13 protein-coding genes are annotated in these 19,571 nt (G+C 42.7%); 11 read left to right on the top strand and 2 right to left on the bottom strand.

The annotated features are described in order from the left end of the window. The first annotated feature begins 23 nt into the window (after positions 1 to 23). The 7 genes from ACQKMP_RS17510 (at position 24) to ACQKMP_RS17540 (ending at position 8,858) form a co-directional block, all read left to right on the top strand. Positions 24 to 1,310, top strand: a complete 1,287-nt coding sequence (locus ACQKMP_RS17510) for an aspartate aminotransferase family protein (protein WP_427470162.1) — start codon at positions 24 to 26, stop codon at positions 1,308 to 1,310. Then, entirely contained in the window at positions 1,307 to 2,275 is a 969-nt protein-coding gene (gene argF / locus ACQKMP_RS17515; RefSeq protein ID WP_379424766.1) for an ornithine carbamoyltransferase, read from the top strand. Before ACQKMP_RS17510 ends, argF begins: the two co-directional genes overlap by 4 nt. 311 nt (positions 2,276 to 2,586) lie before the next feature. Further along, positions 2,587 to 3,822, top strand: coding sequence for an argininosuccinate synthase (locus ACQKMP_RS17520; RefSeq protein WP_042192353.1), 1,236 nt, complete (start codon positions 2,587 to 2,589; stop codon positions 3,820 to 3,822). A gap of 93 nt (positions 3,823 to 3,915) precedes the next feature. Next, positions 3,916 to 5,331 carry an argininosuccinate lyase gene (gene argH / locus ACQKMP_RS17525; protein ID WP_076285684.1) on the top strand — a complete coding sequence of 472 codons (1,416 nt, stop codon included), beginning with the start codon at positions 3,916 to 3,918 and terminating at the stop codon, positions 5,329 to 5,331. 145 nt (positions 5,332 to 5,476) lie between these two features. Next, entirely contained in the window at positions 5,477 to 6,676 is a 1,200-nt protein-coding gene (locus ACQKMP_RS17530; protein ID WP_379424767.1) for a phosphoenolpyruvate hydrolase family protein, read from the top strand. A gap of 99 nt (positions 6,677 to 6,775) precedes the next feature. After that, on the top strand, positions 6,776 to 7,984 hold the full coding sequence (locus tag ACQKMP_RS17535; protein ID WP_427470165.1) for a Tm-1-like ATP-binding domain-containing protein: 1,209 nt from the start codon (positions 6,776 to 6,778) through the stop codon (positions 7,982 to 7,984). Positions 7,985 to 8,027: 43 nt separating this feature from the next. After that, the gene (locus ACQKMP_RS17540; RefSeq protein WP_076297888.1) at positions 8,028 to 8,858 is read left to right on the top strand and encodes a phosphoenolpyruvate hydrolase family protein; all 831 of its coding nucleotides are present in this window, start codon (positions 8,028 to 8,030) and stop codon (positions 8,856 to 8,858) included. A gap of 140 nt (positions 8,859 to 8,998) precedes the next feature. On the opposite strand, the gene ACQKMP_RS17545 is transcribed toward ACQKMP_RS17540, so the two are convergent. Then, positions 8,999 to 9,787 (bottom strand): alpha/beta hydrolase, encoded by a 789-nt coding sequence (locus ACQKMP_RS17545; protein ID WP_427470167.1) that lies wholly within the window; start codon positions 9,785 to 9,787, stop codon positions 8,999 to 9,001. A 188-nt stretch (positions 9,788 to 9,975) separates the two neighbouring features. Between ACQKMP_RS17545 and ACQKMP_RS17550 the strand changes: the two genes are divergently transcribed. From ACQKMP_RS17550 to ACQKMP_RS17560, 3 genes are read left to right on the top strand one after another with little or no spacing between them, the layout of a single operon-like run. Beyond that, on the top strand, positions 9,976 to 10,506 hold the full coding sequence (locus ACQKMP_RS17550) for a type IV pilus modification PilV family protein (RefSeq protein WP_427470169.1): 531 nt from the start codon (positions 9,976 to 9,978) through the stop codon (positions 10,504 to 10,506). Next, positions 10,490 to 11,011 carry a PulJ/GspJ family protein gene (locus tag ACQKMP_RS17555; protein ID WP_427470171.1) on the top strand — a complete coding sequence of 174 codons (522 nt, stop codon included), beginning with the start codon at positions 10,490 to 10,492 and terminating at the stop codon, positions 11,009 to 11,011. The genes ACQKMP_RS17550 and ACQKMP_RS17555 overlap by 17 nt, the downstream gene beginning before the upstream one ends. Positions 11,012 to 11,024: 13 nt before the next feature. Beyond that, complete coding sequence (locus ACQKMP_RS17560; protein ID WP_427470173.1) at positions 11,025 to 12,797, top strand: hypothetical protein; 1,773 nt, start codon at positions 11,025 to 11,027, stop codon at positions 12,795 to 12,797. A 75-nt stretch (positions 12,798 to 12,872) separates the two neighbouring features. Here ACQKMP_RS17560 and ACQKMP_RS17565 read toward each other — a convergent pair whose 3' ends face one another. Further along, entirely contained in the window at positions 12,873 to 17,495 is a 4,623-nt protein-coding gene (locus ACQKMP_RS17565; protein ID WP_427470175.1) for a DUF5057 domain-containing protein, read from the bottom strand. Between the two features lie 375 nt (positions 17,496 to 17,870). Between ACQKMP_RS17565 and ACQKMP_RS17570 the strand changes: the two genes are divergently transcribed. Continuing rightward, positions 17,871 to 19,535: a GspE/PulE family protein gene (locus ACQKMP_RS17570; RefSeq protein ID WP_427470177.1), complete on the top strand. Its 1,665-nt coding sequence runs from the start codon at positions 17,871 to 17,873 to the stop codon at positions 19,533 to 19,535. Positions 19,536 to 19,571 lie beyond the last annotated feature (36 nt).

The raw sequence follows: 19,571 nt of genomic DNA on the forward strand, positions 1-19,571 counted from the left end.
ACAAGGTGGGAGAGTGACTTAGAATGAGCAAGCTTACACAAGCGGAATTGGATTCGCAAGCAGGGGCACAGCAGACCGATACAGTAGGATCAGGTACACCGGATGTTGCAGCAGGCAAGCTGAGCGCGGTATTCCCTTCTTACGCCAGATATGATCTTAGCTTAGTTAAAGGCAAGGGCACCTGGGTATGGGATGATAAGGGCAATAAGTATCTTGATTTCACAAGTGGATTGGCTGTGACCAGTCTAGGTCATGCTCCTGAAAAAGTCGGTGCTAAGCTGAAGGAACAGATCGATACCCTCTGGCATGTCTCGAACCTGTTCCATATTCCTGGACAGGACAAAGTTGCAAACCTTTTGACAGAGAATAGCTGCGCTGATCAAGTGTTTTTCTGCAATAGTGGGGCAGAAGCGAATGAGGCTGCTATTAAGCTGGCTCGTCGTTACCACCAGAAGATTAAAGGTGTGGATCGTTATGAGGTTATCACATTTGAACAATCCTTCCATGGACGTACATTAGCCACACTAACAGCTACAGGTCAGCAAAAGGTAAAAGAAGGATTCCTTCCGCTTCCAGCAGGCTTCAAGACTGTGCCCTTGCATGATCTCCCGACGTTGGAAGCTGCTATCGGTGATCATACCGCTGCTATCATGCTGGAGATGGTGCTTGCAGAGGGTGGCGTGCTAGAGGTAGAACCAGAGTTCTTGAACGCTGTAGTAGCCTTGTGCAAGAAACATGGATTGCTTCTCATAGTAGATGAAGTACAAACAGGAATGGGACGCACAGGCAAGCTGTTCGCTCATCAGCATTATGGAATTGAACCAGATATTTTCACTTTGGCTAAAGGGATTGCTAGTGGGTTCCCAGCGGGCTTAATGCTTGGCAAAGGGTATTTGCGTGAAGCATTCTCACCTGGCAGCCATGCGTCCACCTTCGGAGGAACACCGCTCGCAACAGCGGTTATGGCAGCGACGATTGAGACGATGCTGGAGGATGAGCTTCCACAGCGCGCCGAGGAAATGGGTAAATACCTGACAGGTCTTTTGAAAGAGAAGCTGGCAGACTGTTCTTTTGTGAAGGATATCCGTGGTAAAGGACTGTTGATCGGGATTGAATGTCAATCACCAGTGGGCGATATTGTTTTGGCTGGACAAAAGAAAGGCCTGTTGTTCGTGACAGCGGGTCCTAATGTCCTTCGCCTGCTGCCTAATTTATATGTAAGTAAAGAGGAGATCGACCAAGCGGTAGACATCGTCTCCGAACTCATTCATACTTATGCTAAACAAGCAAACGGGGAGGTAAGCTCATGAGTCAGGGCGTACAGAGTAACAAGCACACCATTGCACAGCAACTGAAAGGCCGTGATTTACTGGAGCTGAACGATTACAGCCCGGAAGAAATTACGTATCTGATTGATTCAGCGATTGAGCTGAAGAAGAAGCAGAAAAATGGCGAAGAATTTCAGCCGCTGAAGGGAAAGACGATTGGTCTTATTTTTGAAAAATCCTCTACTCGTACGCGCGTGTCGTTTGAAGTTGGAATGTATCAGCTGGGAGGGCATGCCCTTTTCTTGAGCAAAAATGACATTCAGCTTGGACGCGGTGAAACGGTTGGCGATACAGCACAAGTAATGTCACGTTACCTCGACGGAATTATGATCCGTACCTTCGGCCATGACAAAGTAGAGGATCTGGCTCGTTATGCTTCTATTCCAGTAATCAACGGTCTGAGCGACCTGGCACATCCTTGCCAAGTGCTGGCGGATTACCAAACCATTTATGAGCACAAAGGAAAGCTCAAAGGCCTGAAGCTGGCTTACATCGGCGATGGCAACAATATGGCGCATTCTTTGATGATTGGTGGAGCCAAGCTGGGTGTTGATGTATCAATCGCTGGACCAGAAGGTTATGAGCCGGATGCAGCAGTTGTAGCAGAAGCCCGTGAGATCGCTAAAGAAACCGGAGCTACGATTGTGGTTACTAACAGCCCGCAAGATGCTGTACAAGACGTTGACGTCATCTACACCGATGTGTGGGCGAGCATGGGCTTCGAAGAGGAGCAAAAGGCGCGTGAAGCGGCATTCAAGGACTATCAGGTCAATGAGGAGCTTGTAAAAGGCGCGAAGAGCGATTATCTCTTCCTGCACTGCCTGCCAGCCCACCGTGAGGAAGAGGTCAGCACAGGCGTGATTGACGGCCCTAACTCGGTCATCTTTGATCAGGCTGAGAACCGCCTGCATGCGCAAAAGGCTTTAATGGCTGCGCTGATGAGTTAAGGAATCATAGATAATTAGGATTGAACTTATATTGGTCTAAGATTATATAAAATACTATATAAGATGAACTTAATAAGTAGCGTTGGAATTCCGGTGCGGAGCAATGAAGTGAAAGTTTGGAACTGTAGGAGCGTTAGCGTTCGCCTTTATAATCAGATTTCATCTGCGAAGGCAGACTACAATCATAGAAATCTGATTATAACAGCGACCGGAAGTCCAAACATTTCACGTAGTTGCGCTTTATCACCGGAGTTCTATAAGCGCATTTAAGCGAATCTTATACCCCCCACACGAAAGGAAGTTGCCACACCATGGCTAAAGAAAAAATTGTACTCGCCTATTCCGGCGGACTAGATACATCTGTTATTTTGAAATGGCTTAAAGAAACTTATGATGCTGAGATCATCGCCTTCACAGCCGATATCGGCCAAAAAGAAGAGCTCGACGGTTTGGAGGAAAAAGCACTAGCAACCGGCGCATCGAAAGTATACATCGATGATCTGCGCGATGAGTTCGCTAGCGACTTCATCTACCCTATGTTCCAATCCGGCGCGCTTTACGAAGGCCAATACTTGCTCGGAACTAGTATTGCTCGTCCACTGATCGCTAAGCGTATGGTGGATATCGCCATCGCTGAAGGCGCAACGGCTATCGCGCACGGCGCGACAGGTAAAGGTAACGACCAAGTGCGTTTCGAGCTTGGCGTAGCTGCTCTAGCACCAAACATTAAAGTAATCGCACCTTGGCGTCTGGAAGAGTTCCGCAATCAATTCCCGGGTCGTGCGGAAATGATCGCTTATGCGGAAGCTAATGATATTCCGGTACAAGCATCTGCGGCGAAGCCGTATTCGATGGACCGTAACCTGCTGCACATCAGCTATGAGAGCGGCGTATTGGAAGATCCTTGGTTTGATCCAAGTGCACCTGAGAACAAAGGAATGTTCCTACTGAGCAATGCTCCTGAGGATGCTCCGGATGAAGCGGAATATTTGGAACTCGATTTCGTTAAGGGAGACTGCGTAGCGCTGAATGGTGAGTCCTTAAACCCACTTCAAGTGATGGAGAAACTTAATGAGCTAGGCGGTAAACACGGTATCGGACGTGTGGATATGGTTGAGAACCGTTTTGTCGGCATGAAGAGCCGTGGTGTGTATGAGACTCCAGGTGGAACAATCCTATTTGTCGCTCATCGCAAAATGGAGTCCATCACGATGGACCGTGAAGTGATGAACCTGCGTGACAGCCTGATCACTCGTTACAGCACTTTGGTGTATAACGGTTTCTGGTTCGCTCCAGAGCGTATCGCACTGCAAGCTCTTGTAACACAGAGCCAACAAAATGTAACGGGTACTGTTCGTCTTAAACTGTACAAAGGCAACATCATCGGCGCTGGAGTGAAGAGCCCAGTCAGCCTGTACAACCCTGAAATTGCAACGATGGAAGCTGATCCTACACAAGCTTATGATCAAGGGGATGCAACTGGTTTTATCCACTTGAACGCATTGCGCCTTAAAGTTTCTACTGGTGTAAATGGAGCTTCGAAATAGAACGATAACATAAACTTAAACGGGCAACCCGAAGGCCGTTCCTCCCGTCAGGATAGGAGCGGCCCTCTGGCGTCCAAGAGGAGGAAACTACAGGTGAGCAAGCTTTGGGGCGGACGGTTTACTAAAGGAACAAACAAGCTGGTGGAGGAGTATACGGCTTCCATTGGATTTGATAAGGCTTTGGCCAAAGAAGATGTACAAGGCAGTCTGGCGCATGTCACAATGCTGGGCAAATGCGGAATCCTTCCACAAGAAGATGTGGAGACCATTAAGCAAGGTCTGAACAAAGTATTGGACAAGGTTAACGCTGGAGAGGTTGTTTTCTCCGTAGCGGATGAAGACATCCATATGAATATTGAAAAACATCTGATTGAGGAAATCGGTCCAGTCGGAGGTAAGCTGCACACAGGACGCAGCCGTAATGATCAAGTGGCAACGGATATGCACCTTTACCTACGGGGCCGTGTAGTTGAGCTAGTTAGCTTGCTGCATGAATTGCAGGAAGCTTTGATCGAGCAAGCCAAAGACAATGTGGAGACGATCATCCCTGGTTATACGCATTTGCAACGGGCACAACCGATCCTGTTTGCTCACCACTTGTTGGCTTACGTCTCCATGTTCCGCCGCGATGCAGAACGTCTGACGGACAGCTACAAACGGATCAACGTTCTGCCACTCGGAGCAGGAGCGCTTGCGGGAACGACCTTCCCGATCGATCGCCATTTTGTGGCCGAGCAATTGGGCTTTGACAGTGTTTACGAGAACAGTCTGGATGCTGTCAGCGACCGTGACTTCATCGTTGAGTTTCTGGCAAATGCTGCGCTTGTAATGACTCACCTATCCAGACTCAGCGAGGAACTGGTGTTGTGGAGCAGCACGGAGTTCAGCTTTGTGGAACTGGATGATGCTTTCTGCACAGGCAGCAGCATTATGCCGCAGAAGAAGAACCCGGACGTACCAGAACTGGTACGGGGCAAAACAGGCCGCGTTTACGGAAATCTGATTGGCTTGCTGACCGTACTGAAATCACTGCCACTCGCGTACAACAAGGATATGCAGGAAGACAAAGAAGGCATGTTCGATACCGTTACTACACTGACTGGTGCACTGCAATTGTTCGCGCCGATGATCTCCACCATGAAGGTGAACAAGGGACGTATGCGTGAAGCCGTGAACACGGACTTCTCGAATGCAACGGATATCGCCGACTTTTTGGTAGGTAAAGGTCTTCCTTTCCGCCAAGCACATGAAGTAATCGGAAAAACCGTGCTCTACTGCATTAACGAAGGCAAGTTCCTGCTGGATCTGACGTTGGAAGAGTTCATGCAATTCTCACCGCTGTTCGACGAGAATATCTATGCTGTTCTTCAACCGGAAGCTGTAGTTAACGCCCGTAACGTTTATGGCGGCACAGCCACGGTTCAGGTGAAGGCTGCAATCGAACGCGCGGAGCAGGCACTGCACGAAGCTAATGAATGGGTTGTAAAACACGGTGACGCTATATTGTAAACCGTATCAATACCAAATCTCGCCTCAGACTTTTATAGGTCGCAGGCGGGATTTTTTTATCTAAATGGGCTCTACTTATAACATAACTGGATTCACAGTGTTCTTTACGGTTATCCTTATATTAGGGATAGGAGGGCACGTAAGTATGAGTAGAGAGCAAATCCTAGACGAGCTTGGATCGCAATTAGAACTGGGGAATCATATTATTGGAGTAGCCACAGGTGCTGGAATAACGGCAAAGTATGCGAAGCAGGGTGGAGCAGATTTCCTTCTGATGTTAAACTCGGGGAAATTCCGGCAGATGGGGAGGAGCTCTCTCGCTGGGATTTTGCCATTTTGCAATAGTAATGATATGGTGATGGACTTTGCGTCTAGAGAGATCATACCTTTGGTAAGAGATATTCCTATTATTTTTGGACTCAATGCAACCGATCCGACAAAAGATATGGAGAGCTACATCAGTGAAATAAAGAATAAGGGGTTTTCCGGAATTAATAATTACCCCACGGTTGGATTAATAGATGGTCAATTTGGAGAAGCGCTCGAAGATGAGGGGAATGGTTATCTACTCGAAGTAGAAGCTATAAGAATAGCACACGAAAAAGGTTTGTTTACCATTGCTTTTGTATTTGACGAAATCCAAGCCGCTCAGATGATCGAGGCAGGAGCAGATATTATTTGTGCACATTTAGGCTTAACCGAAGGGGGATTATTAGGAGCCAAGAAGGTATTCTCGCTGGAAGCTGCCAAGGCTAAGGCGGACAAGATTTTTAATACATGCAATGAGCTAAAGCCAGATTTAATTAAATTGGTTTATGGTGGTCCGGTGAAAACGCCAATTGATGTGCAGTATATGTACAGTAATAATCAAAACTTGATGGGGTATATTGGGGGCTCTGCTTTTGAAAGAATTCCCTCGGAGAAGTCCATTACGAATATAACCAAAGCTTTTAAAGTGTCGGGGACGTTGGATGAAGATGATTTTATGGTCAAAATGTTAGACGGCATCACAAAGCACTATGATTATGTTGAATTTGTAAAAGAATACGTAGCTCAAAATTATATGAATGAGATCTTGTTTGCAGATTTAGCTAAGGTGGCCCATGTATCCCGAAGTTACTTAAGTAGTTTGTTTACCAAAAAAGTAGGCTGCAGCTTTCAAACGTATCTCGTACAATTTCGGATGGATAAGGCAGCGGAAATATTACATAGAGACCCTATCCAGTTATCTGAGCTAGCACCATTAGTTGGGTACCAAGACTATGCGCAGTTTAGCAAAATGTTTAAGAAGTATAAAGGGTTCTCTCCAAAACAATATAAATCTAACATAAACACAAAAACATAAGACATAAAAGCGTTTTCATTGATAAACCAAAGAAGTATGATTAACTCATAAGTTGATCATGCTTTTTTGTTGTAGATATTTGAAGAGGAGGTTGAAGAAATGAAGACGATTGCCATTGCCGGAACTTTTGACACCAAGGGTGAAGAATATCTCTACATTAAAAATTTGCTGGAAAGCTTGGAGCTAGGTACGTTTACGATTCATACGGGTGTGTTTGAACCCACCTTTACACCGGATATCTCTAACCGAGAAGTAGCAGCAGCCGCGGGTGTAAGTATAGATGAGCTCGTTGCCAAGAAAGATAGGGCACTAGCAACAGAATTATTAGCCAAAGGTATGGAAAAATTAGTACCTGAATTATATAAGCAAGGCAAATTTGATGGAATTATCTCCTTTGGGGGCACTGGAGGGACTTCACTTGTAACCCCTGGTATGCGGGCATTGCCTATTGGTGTACCAAAAGTGATGGTTTCGACCGTAGCTTCAGGGAATACTGCTCCATATGTAGGCACTAGTGATATTGTCATGATGCCATCCGTAGTGGATGTTGCTGGACTGAACTCCATTTCAACAAAGATTTTTACCAATGCAGCTTTCGCCATCGCTGGTATGCTTAAATTTGAGAATAAACAAGTGATAGAGAAAAAACCATTAGTAGCTACAACAATGTTTGGGGTAACAACCCCCTGTGTGACGGTAGCCCGTAACTATCTTGAAGCTAGAGGATATGAAGTGCTTGTATTCCATGCAACAGGTGTAGGTGGCCAGTCCATGGAAGCGCTAATCGAGGCTGGTTTTATTGAAGGCGTATTGGATCTGACCACAACAGAATGGGCGGACGAAATTATTGGTGGTGTGCTAAATGCTGGACCTCATCGGTTAGAAGCTGCTGGAAAACATCATATTCCACAGGTTGTGTCGGTAGGTGCGCTTGATATGTGTAACTTTGGCCCTTATGATACGGTACCCGAGAAATTTGCTGGGCATAAGTTCTATAAGCATAACCCTACAGTTACTTTGATGAGAACCACGGTAGAAGAAAATGAAGCCATCGGCAAAAAACTTGTCGAGAAATTAAATATGGCCAAAGAAAAAACAGTATTAATGTTGCCTCTTAAAGGGATATCCGGCATTGATGTTGCAGGGGAAGCTTTTTATGGCGTAGAGGAAGATCAAATGTTATTTGATACCTTGAGAAATGGTGTGAACAGAAATGTTGTCGAGGTTATCGAGATGGATTGTGCCATTAATGATGTAGAGTTTGCAGAAGCAGCAGCTCAGAAGCTAATAGATCTCATGAGCAAATAAGGCTTTTATAAGATAAATAAATATTTAAATGGAGGCGTTACACATGAACAAAAATACAAGAACCGAAATCATGGCGAAGTTTAGAGAAGAAGTAGCAAATGGAAAGATTCTTTTAGGTGTTGGGGCTGGCACAGGGATTACTGCAAAAAGCAGTGAAGCTGGCGGAGCGGATATGCTGATTGTTTATAATTCAGGAAGATACAGAATGGCAGGCCGAGGATCACTTGCGGGGTTATTATCTTATGGAGATGCCAACCAAATCGTAGTCGAAATGGGCTCTGAGGTATTACCTGTTGTGAAAAATACTCCCGTATTAGCAGGCGTATGCGGAACGGATCCTTTTAGAGTGATGGAGGTTTATTTAAAACAACTTAAGGAACAAGGTTTCAGCGGCGTGCAAAACTTCCCAACCGTTGGTTTGATCGATGGCGTATTCAGACAGAACCTGGAAGAGACAGGGATGGGATATGGTTTAGAAGTAGATATGATTAGAGCGGCGCATGAATTGGATATGCTCACAACGCCTTATGTATTTGATCCTGAACAAGCTAAAGCTATGGCAGAAGCAGGCGCAGATATTTTGGTGGCGCATATGGGCTTGACTACTAAGGGTACAATTGGAGCTAAGACAGCTCTTACTTTAGATGATTGTGTAGAAAGAATTGAAGCGATTATTAAAGCAGGAAAGGCAGTAAATCCCGATATTATGGTTATTTGTCACGGTGGACCGATTGCTGAACCAGAAGATGCTGCGTACGTAATTGAACGGACAGAAGGTATAGACGGATTCTTTGGTGCATCCAGTATTGAAAGATTTGCTGCTGAAAAAGGAATCACAGAACAGACTGGATTATTTAAAAAAATCACCAAATAAGCATAATTGCCTTCGGCATCCTTATAAGGACGGTAAGCAATTAAGCGAGAAATAAAATAACCCTCCGGAGAGGGCAATCTGAGTAGTATAGAATAAGGTGTAGCTTATAGCTGCACCTTTTTGTTGTCTATTAGAAGAAGCTAGTTATTACTCAACGGTAGCCAAGCTAATATATCGCGGATTTTGGCATCCCAATAACCCCATTCATGGTTGCCAGGACCTTCATCGTAGGTGAAATCAAGGGAGGTTGCTCGGCAGGCATCGCGAAATTTCAAGTTATCTGTGTACAGGAAATCTTCTGTGCCACAGCATTGATACAGCGCTGGTTTCGGTCCCGTGGAGCGGTTCACTTCCTCAAGCAGCCATAGCAGGTCTTCGGGTGTTCCGACGATATCTTCTGTTCCGAAGATCATTTCGTATTCTTTGCTTTTGACGGTAGGGTCTTCCGCGTTCATAAAATTATGCGCCATATCAAGTGCTCCTGACAGACTCGCTGCCGCTGCAAAAGACTCCGGTTTACGCAGTCCCAGCTTGATCGCCCCGTAACCACCCATCGACAACCCGGCTACAAAGTTATCCTCGCGTTTATCTGACAATGGGAAGAATGAGCGCGCAAGCATAGGCAACTCCTCACTAATAAAGGTCCAATAACGACCGCCAACAGCCATATCCGTATAGAAACTGCGATGCACATTCGGCATAACTACAGCTATTCCCATCTCTGCTACATATCGTTCTATCGAAGTCCGGCGAAGCCAGATCGAATCATCGTCGGACAAACCATGTAGCAAATACAACGTAGGGTGTAGTTCTCCCCTGGTTACGTTGCTCATACCGATTTGTGTGGTTGTTTTTTGCGGCAAAATTACAGTCATTGAGGTATTCAATCCTAGTACTTCCGAATAAAATTTACACTCTATTAAAGCCATTTCATCCATCCCCTCTCTTTTCAAATGATAGCACAGAGCAAAAGTGAGAGATATTGTAGAAATATCTGAATTATAAGGGTTTTGAGGATTGCTGTAGCTGGATATGAGAGAATATAATGGAAGTAGAAAAATAAGGAAAAAACGTGCAAATATGAAAGCATTCTCGTAGGCGGGAGGAAGAAAGTAGGATGAAATCAGGCCTAAAGCAGGAAAAAGGATTTACATTGATCGAAGTGCTGGCCGCTATTGTGATCTTATCGATAGTTTCACTGGTACTTACGTCTTACTTTACAAACGCCATGAGTTACTCTAAATCGAACCAAAACAAGACGATTATGGTCAATCTGGCGCGAAACGCGCTGTTTTATGTGGAGAAACAGGATTTTAAGGAGATGAAGGATTATTTCATAACGAAGGGGAACGATGCGATAGAAGCTGAAGAGTGTACCCTAGTCAACTGCAGCTATAGTAATTTATTCTCAAACATGACAGCCTTGGCGAATGTATTGAATCCAACAGTTAACGATATCCGTTATAAGATCAATATTATCTATCAACCGGAATTAGTCGATAATCCGTCCACTACTCCAATTGATAAATCAGCTGTAAAGGATTATTTAATACCCGTTAAAGTTGAGGTAAGACGAGTAGAAAATAATGAACAGCCCGCTTATAACGTAATGTTGGAGGGATACATAACTGATGAAAAAATCCGCTAAAAGACTTAGGTCGGAACAAGGTTTTACCTTGGTGGAATTAATTGCGGCACTCACTGTATTTGCAATGATAGTCGGCCTAATATCTGGAGTTACTATGTACGGCTTTCGAAGCTATCATAAAATCTCAATTCAGAATGCTTTACGCGACGAGGCGGATCTGATCATGTCCTCTATTATTACTGAACTCTATACATATAGTCCTGAACGGCTACAAAACATTTCTGGAGGAATTGAATTAATAAAAGACGGGAGTTCTCCGCGTGTAATTCGGGTATCAGGAAATGAAGTCGTTATAAATGGCAAAGAAAGCGGGGCTGAGTCTGGTTCTCCTCTTGCGGTACAATCGAAAATGGCTGGTTCTATCATAACCGCTTCCACATCAGATGGTAGATCATGTAATATAGCCTCGCTTTGCAACTCCGGTCTGATCCAGATTAAGCTGGTATTAAAGTATAAGGGAAATGATGCAGATAAAATGGAATTGGAAAGCCAATTTGGATTTTAGGAGGAGAACAGAGATGTTGAGGCGAGCAAGCCTCCGATCAGAAAGAGGGTCGGCTTTGGTACTTGTAATGTTTATCGTCCTACTGCTCACTATTTTGGGAGTTACAGTGCTTAGTGCTACGATTGGAGGCGCGAGGCGTGCAGAAACTCGTGAGAATGATGTACAGAGCCTTCACTTAGCGCAGAAATCGATTGATGAGGCGATTGCTTATATTACAGCAGATTTAAATCAGAAAATACAAGTTAGTAGTAATACTACTCAGGCACAGTTTGATCAAGAAATTGAGATGTTTTTAAGGGGCCTCAATTCTAATAAAGGAGCTTTTGTTACCAATACAAGTTTACAGGGAGCTAGCAATGAAATCACGGGAATTACTCTCGATGGCAGTTCTACAAGTAGTAAGCATGTAGTTGCGATTAAAGCCAATGCAACAGTGAACGGCGTGTTAAGATCGTTGCAACAAAAGGTTGTGATTACGACATTCCCAGATTTTTTGAATTATTCATTGGGTTCTGAGGGAACGATCTATTTGAATGGCGCTCCATATATTCAGGGGAATATTTATGCTGGAAATCAATTAAAAGTTAGCCAGGTGGCTAAGTATAAACATAACGCAGAGTTGGAAAAACGCAGTCTATTTCCGTTAATCGATGGAGAGGCACATATCCAATCAATGAACGATCTGCTTTATTCCAGAACAGGGGATATATTTGAAAAGGTACCGACAATTGATGATGCCGACTATTCTTCACTAGATAATAGGGTGAAGACGATTATTGAAAAGGCAAAGATCAAAAAGAAAACGACGTTTGTCCAAGTGAACGTGGAAGATTCCTTTCTGGATAAAGTTGCTGAAGCTTCAGGGTCAGCTGGAAATAAGAAGTTATTCAGCGATATATATTATGGAGCGGCTGTATCTAATAGTAGTGAAGAACCCACTGCTAGAGGAACAAGATTAATTACCTCGCTTCAGCAACCCGGGGGCATTTCCACCTTATGGATGCCTATGTTAGATGATTTTGAGGACATTGCAACTGGTGATACAGATGAAGAGAAGGAGCAGGAGAAACATAGACTTTTCGAAGAAGCGAAGCTATCACTGAAGCAAAACCTTGAGCGATTGGAGAGAAGCACGATCTTTATAGGGAATCTAAAGTTGGATGGAGTTATGTTAAATCAGATAAGGGATACTTCTAAGCTTAATCTAAGCACTGGGGCTCATTGGCTTATTGTAAACGGTGATTTAACAATAGATAGTTATTCAACGGCCATTATCCAAAGTAACATTCTGGTGACAGGGAATTTATATATCAGAGGAAAAGCTGAATTTGATTCTACTATGTTTGTGCTTGGAAAAACTGATATTGTGGATGCCACGATATCAGGAATACCGACTGCAGGTAGCGGAAGTAAAGAACTTGTATTGATCTCAAAGGGAGCTATACTTATCAACCGGGTTGAAGAGTTTAAAAATGAGGCTACAAGATTAAGAGCCTTTTTTTATACGGATAGTACGGCAGAGTTGTACGGCGTGGGCTCTATATTTTCACTCGATGGTGGCTTTTTTGCTAAAGGAGATTTGATTATCAATGCGGTTGTTGGCAAAGTCAAGAAGGAGACAGGATCTGCAAACTTTAATTTTGATATCCAGACGGAGGTTGAATCCCCTCGTTTTATTGTTAATTATAATGAACAAGTATTTGAAGACCAAAATGTGGGACTGCCACGTGTGAATCAAATAAACGTTCATGTAGGTCCCATCGAATTGCTAACTCCAGGTAAGTAATGGGCGCACATGAGAAAGCAGCCGATCAGTATCTGATCGGCTGCTTTCTCATTATTTAACAGAATTCAAGGTGCTTTAGTACCGATTCTCAATAGTATCTTGTGATCCAATAATATATATTGTGTAGAATGCTTCAATCATCTCATTACTTAAAGTGAAATAATAGGCTCTAATCGTTGCTTGGCCTTTACTGATTCCACGATAGAGTCCGTTTTGTACTTGTAGAATAGCTGGTTTAGAAGCGTCTTCACCCGATTTGTTGCTAACAATCTCCCAGTGCATTTTGTTTATAAGGCTAGTAGGTAGAGCCCCAAAAGGATCCCGTGTATTTAAGAGTGTTAATAAATTTAGGGATTCACCTTCCATGATTATTCCTGAATCGGGATAGAATACCAACCCTGGTTTAGGCACAATTATGTTGTGGATATTACTGGTGATTCCAGCGGCTTTAACTTGAATCTGTATATCATTTTTCGATTCTAGCCCCTTTACACTAACCCTCTTGCCGTAAGTTATTATTTTGGAAACTGGAATAGGATTATCTAACGTGACGAATCCAGCATATTTAAGATCACTGTCGTTGACCAAACTCCATTCAAACTGTTCATTACTTGCGCTGTCAGGAATGGTACTAACACTTAAGTCAGTGGTACCTTCATATGGCACTTTTTTTGGTCCGGTAATTGTCAAAGAATCAAGACCAACGGTTATTGGTATCGTTTTTCGAATTCCTATTGAATTTAAATTAGAGGTTACAGTAACAGTTAACTTGTACTCTCCTGATTTGTTAGCTGTGAAACTGGTAGTCTCAGGCGTGCTATCAAGAGTATCAAGAGTTACATTATTTGTTGGTAAACCATTTGCATCCACGACACTCCATGAATATTGGATTCCCGATTCGTTTGTATTATTATATTCTGCTTTGAAATCTATTCTCTTATTTACAAGAGCACTATTAGGTCCGTTAATATTTAATTGGGGATCGAGGACATTCACGATAGCCTTACTAATAAGATTACTTCCATCGTTAGTGGTCACTGTAATTTCAGCAGAGCCAACTTTTTTACCAACCACGACGCCTAATGGACTAACACTAACAATATTATCGTTGCTTGATGTCCAGATCAGTTGATTAAATTTCTCCGACGGCTTGATAATTAGAGGAAGCATTTGAATATCTCCTAATAAAAGTTGTGCACCACTTAACTCTAAAATAGTTATTCTGTCGATAGCGGTAATCGTCATCTCAGGAAATTTAATGATCGTTCGCACCAGCGGATTAGAAGTCGGCGACGGCGTTACTGTTGGCGATGGTATTGATGTCGGTGTCGGCGATGGTGTCGAAGTTGGTGTTGGTACAGGAACGGGTCCTCTGTATGGCAGAATATCAATTAAGCATGATGCAGTATTCAGGGAAGCAGCGATTACATTTCCATAAACATTCCCGTTGCTAATACTTAATGCTGCTTTGGGAGCTAGGATCGAACCTCTAATTTCAACTCCTGAGATATTGACCGTTGTTGCATCTGGAAAGTTATAAAGGATGTTGTTTCCTGTTGTATCTTGAGGCAGAGCAAAGGCTTTATGGACATTAACAGTTGATCCGGTAATGGTATAGATCATAGTAGAACCTGAAAGAGCAGTAACATTAGTCCATCCTGTTTGATTAAAATAGTTTGCGGTAAAGTTAAATATGTTAACAGCACGGTTTCCTGTCACATATAAACCACCATCTTTCAGCTCTGTTGTTCCATTTTGCGGAACTGCCGCTAATTGATTAGATAGATTCTCGTAATATTTCTTAGCTGCTGAAAAATCGATTAGTGTATCATTAACCTTCGTGTATGTTCCTGAGATAATGCTACCACTATCAACTCTGTTGAATTCTCCTTGGTGAATGATATTTCCATACACAGTACCATTGGTGAAATTCAGGTTTCCACCAGTAACGATAGCATAAGGTACTTTGTTACCATTAGACATGTTAATGTCCACTCCACTAGTAGTTACATCACCCCCAGCTGCCAAATTACCTTTCAAAGAAGCAGTCACTGTGGCTTTTCCAAATATAAAAGCATTGTAATCACCAGCAATTCCAAGCCCGGATCCGGTTGTAGAAACGGATGGGTTGAAATTAGTAGTACTAGGTGTTGGACTAGCAGTAACAACTGCTGTCGCCGTTGGAGTAGGAGATGCAGAAGGAACAGCATGAATATCTACGAAATCAACTAAGGCGTTATCGAATTTATAAGTTGCGGCTACATTTGCTGATACATTAATTGAAAATTTGATGGGCTCATTGGAATCAGGCAGGAAAGTCTTAATCCCATTCACGTTCTTTAATGTATAAGTAATATTATTAAGTGACTTCTCTAATGCTAGTCCTGTTCCAACACTACCAGAAGGGTTGGTCATCCCATCAGGTAAGCCTGATGCTTCAAGCTTAATGTTCGCTGGAAGAATGTCACGGAATACAATGTTTGAAATTACTTGATGTTCAGATGATTGATTGGTTGTACTTACTTCCTCAAATGGAACAGGTTTGGCTTGGATGATATAAGTAATAGTAAAAGGTTCATTTTTTGCTACTTCGCCGCTAGTACTAACATTGGCTGACAACGCCCGTGATAATTCAAGATTCGATTTAGCTTCTAAAATAGTAATATCAATGATTTTTGGAGCTGCATAAGCGCCTTGTTTATCACGCGCTGTAATTTCTATTGTTAGTTTACCACCTCTAGGGAGAGGGTTTGGGAATACCTGATGAATGGTCTCTCCCGAAAGAATAGCCTTCTCAGCCATCCCTGTATTAGGTAAATAGGTATTCCCGGACTTAAAACGAATAGTTGTAAATAAATCGCGATCTTTTAAATCGGGATCTTCGACTACATAATCTATTAACAGTTCATTCTGATAAGACGGTTTTATTTCATCTTGCTGTGGCGTAGATACCGTGATTTCTGGCGCATGATTAGCACCAATATAAGCTCGGTACATTGTGTTGACGAAGAGCTTTTGCTCCCATACCGGGAACTGAACGCTGGATGTTCCAAATACGTGACCAGTACCAGAGTATGTTACATTTCCTTTAGAGTAGGTGTAGTAGTGGTTCCAGCTATCATCAATATCCCGTGAACTTCCTATAATGTTATACCAAGGGATGACTGAAGGATCCTCTAGATTTAAAGTAAAGTATTGATTATGTGTTGTTGCTATCTGTGGTGTAATAATGTTTCTCTGCTCATTGTTTGCATTAATAGTACTCAAGTAAAAAGGGTATTGCGTTAGTAAGCCATCATTAATTGGTTTGACTGTAGTTGATGGATTAGGAGCGTTTAGACCTAAGTTTGTTTCCGGTTCGATTTGACCTGTAATTTTCTTGAAATTTTTGACCCAATTGCTATTATTCTGATATACCGTATCATGTGTGAACATGACGCTCTGTTTAGTAACCTCTGTAAAATCAATAACAGCCTGGGTAGCAAGTTCACTTAATACAGCTTTGTCATTATAAATATCACGAAATCCGAATATGAGCATATCGTATACGCCGTTAAGTCCATATTTATTATCTTTGGTATACTGAGTCGCAATATCGGTATTAAATTCAGAAATGGTCTTAGTAGTAATCTTTAATTCGTAACTGCTATTACTTAGGAAACTTTGCGTCATATTTTCAGGTCTGAGAAGACTGCTACTTCTTTCACTATTAGGAATAGTAGGCAATACCTGAAGAATGTTAACGATTGTTTTCTTGCCAAGGAATTGAATCGTGCCACTGTCAAAGTCTTTTAATTTGTTCGGATTTAAGTGGTCTACAATTTCTAGCTTCCAGTACAAAAGACCAGAGTATGTATTAGGAAGTTTGTATACGATTTCGCCATTAGGATCTTGATTCAAAGTCTGTACAGCCACGACATCATTTTCGGTCATTTTAATAGACTTATCTACACTGATGTACAGTTTTGCTAGGATGGGGCGTTCGTTAAGACTGTTTACATTTGATACATTGAATTTAAAACTAAGAGTATTTCCAGGTTTATAAACATGCTCCTGGTTCTGGCTGTAATCAATAATGTTAGCTTTATTAGTAATTTGAATACGAGGACGTTGCTTTAAAAGATCCTTCTGAGCGGAAGGATCTTTCTTCAAATTCTCGATCCATGTATTTAACTCATTGTTATCGACGAACTTAACATTTGATTTTGGTGTTAATGTCCGGTAGGTATTAAAGGTGTTGTACAATATTCCACGCTGATTAGTTGTTTGCTTATCAAACGGCTCTTTGTTGATTAATACGTAAAGTCCTTTATTAATAAAATAATCGGTGATTTCTTTCGCTTTTAAATTAGTTATGTCATTCATAACTGCTTTGGTATTATGATCTTTTCCGGAGACCCCACTCGTACTGTAAGTCCCCTTCCCGATATAAACCGCATCATATCGCCCGTCCAGATCATCTCGCAGCGCCACAAAGCGCTTCATACTCATCGTATCAATCGTAAAATTAGCTAAACCAGAGGTTAGAGATGCAAGCTCGCTAGTCCCGTTCTCAGTAACCTCCAGCATCCGAATCTGGTATTCATTTGAACTGGCTTCTACATTCATGAAGTGATTTTTGAGTGGCAGAAAAAGCAGAAGGAGAAGCAAGATCGTTACTGTAAAAAGATAGAACCGTTTGTTACTGGCAAATTTCATGGTCATCTCTCCCTGATTGTTAACTATTGGTAGATATGGTCGAATCGTATGTTATATATGCTAGTTTACGACAGCTTTTTCAGCTGATTTCATTGTAAAATTATCCAATCTATGTTATATACATTCTAGGACATTCAGCATTGATAGACAACATAAATCTATTGAAATATACCTATAAATTTATTACTAAAGTCCCAATTATATTTAAAAATACGCTAGTTTGACAAAATTGATGAATCCGTAATTATGGAAAAAATAATTTTCATATTTTGCAGAAATAGAACTGGTAATTCATCTTTGGTTATTTCTAGTATTATCCATTATTCAGGTCAGTGTAAAAGTATAACCAATAACGGCATACGGAGCTGAACGGACATGGCCATCGCCAAAAAGAGACTTGGAGATTTGCTGGTAGAAAATAATATTATTTCGCAGGAGCAACTGCTTGAAGCACTTGCGGAACAGCGTAAAAGCAAGCGTAAGCTTGGCGATCTGCTAATCTCTCAAGGCTATATCACGGAGCAGCAGCTGATTGAAGTGCTTGAATTCCAGCTCGGCATTCCACATGTCAGTTTATTTAAATACCAGATTGATCCTGCGATCACGCAGATTATTCCCGAAAGTATGGCTAAGCGTTATCAGGTGCTTCCCTTCTTAAAAGAAGGCGGTAAGCTGATGGTTGCGATGGCCGATCCGCTAGATTATTTTGCGATAGAAGATTTACGAATGAGTACAGGGTTCCGGATCGAACCCGCTATTTCCACTAGGGATGAGCTACAGCGGGCGATTGCACGTCATTATGGCATGCGTGATTCTATGAATCAGATGCTAGTAGAGCTCCCGACACAGGAAGAAATAGAAGAAACAGAGATTACAGACGAGGACTCTCCAATTGTTCGTTTGGTCAACCAGATGATTCAGCAGGCTGTTGCTCTGCGGGCGTCTGATATACATATGGATCCAGGTGAGAATAATCTAACGATCCGCTACCGCATTGATGGAGCCTTACGGACAGAGCGGATTATTCCTAAGCAGATGCAGGGCTTTATCACTGCTCGTCTGAAAATAATGGCTCGACTGAATATCGCAGAACGGCGTTTGCCACAAGACGGCCGAATCAAAATGCAGTTTGATTTCAAAATGGTAGATATTCGCGTGTCCTCATTACCTACGATGCACGGGGAGAAGATTGTACTGCGGTTGCTAGATTTAAGCACAGGTGTCAAATCTGTAGATGCTTTGGGATTCAGTGAAGGGAATGCGGAAGCTTTTAAGGAAATGATTGCTCGTCCTTATGGAATTCTGCTAATTACTGGACCTACAGGTAGTGGAAAAACAACGACTTTATATTCAGCGCTGAATCAACTCAATGTAGAAAGTGCAAATATTATTACGGTTGAAGATCCAGTGGAGTATCAGCTTGAAGGGGTTAACCAGGTGCACGTAAACTCGGCTATTGGGCTAACCTTTGCTGCTGGGCTACGTTCGATTCTTCGACAAGATCCGAATATTGTAATGGTCGGTGAGATACGAGATGCGGAAACTGCTGAAATTGCGGTTCGCGCCTCATTAACGGGTCATCTAGTGTTGTCTACTTTACATACAAATGATGCGATTAGCTCGGTCTCTCGATTGCGAGATATGGGGGTAGAGCCTTATCTGATTGCCTCTTCACTAATTGGTGTGGTAGCGCAGCGGCTCGTTCGCAAAATCTGCACCGACTGCAAAGAAACCTACAAACCGTCTGAGCAGGAAGCGATTATGCTACGTAGCTTGGGGTTGCCAGCGGATGAACTACATCGTGGTCGAGGTTGCGGTAGCTGTAGCAGTTCTGGCTATCGTGGCCGAATAGCGATTCATGAGGTACTCAGCATTGACGATCATTTGCGGCAGCTTATTACGAACACTGCTTCGGTAGAAGAACTGCGTGTCGCAGGTAAAGCGCGTGGACTTGTTCAACTGATGGATGATGGCTTACTCAAAGTTAGTCAAGGGATTACAACGCTTCAAGAAGTAATGCGCGAGACGGTCTCACATTAGGGTCTATTAGGTATTTTTCATTTTAAAATAGGGGGA

The organism is Paenibacillus sp. NPDC101420 (genome assembly GCF_050277435.1).
Lineage (GTDB): Bacteria > Bacillota > Bacilli > Paenibacillales > Paenibacillaceae > Paenibacillus_AQ.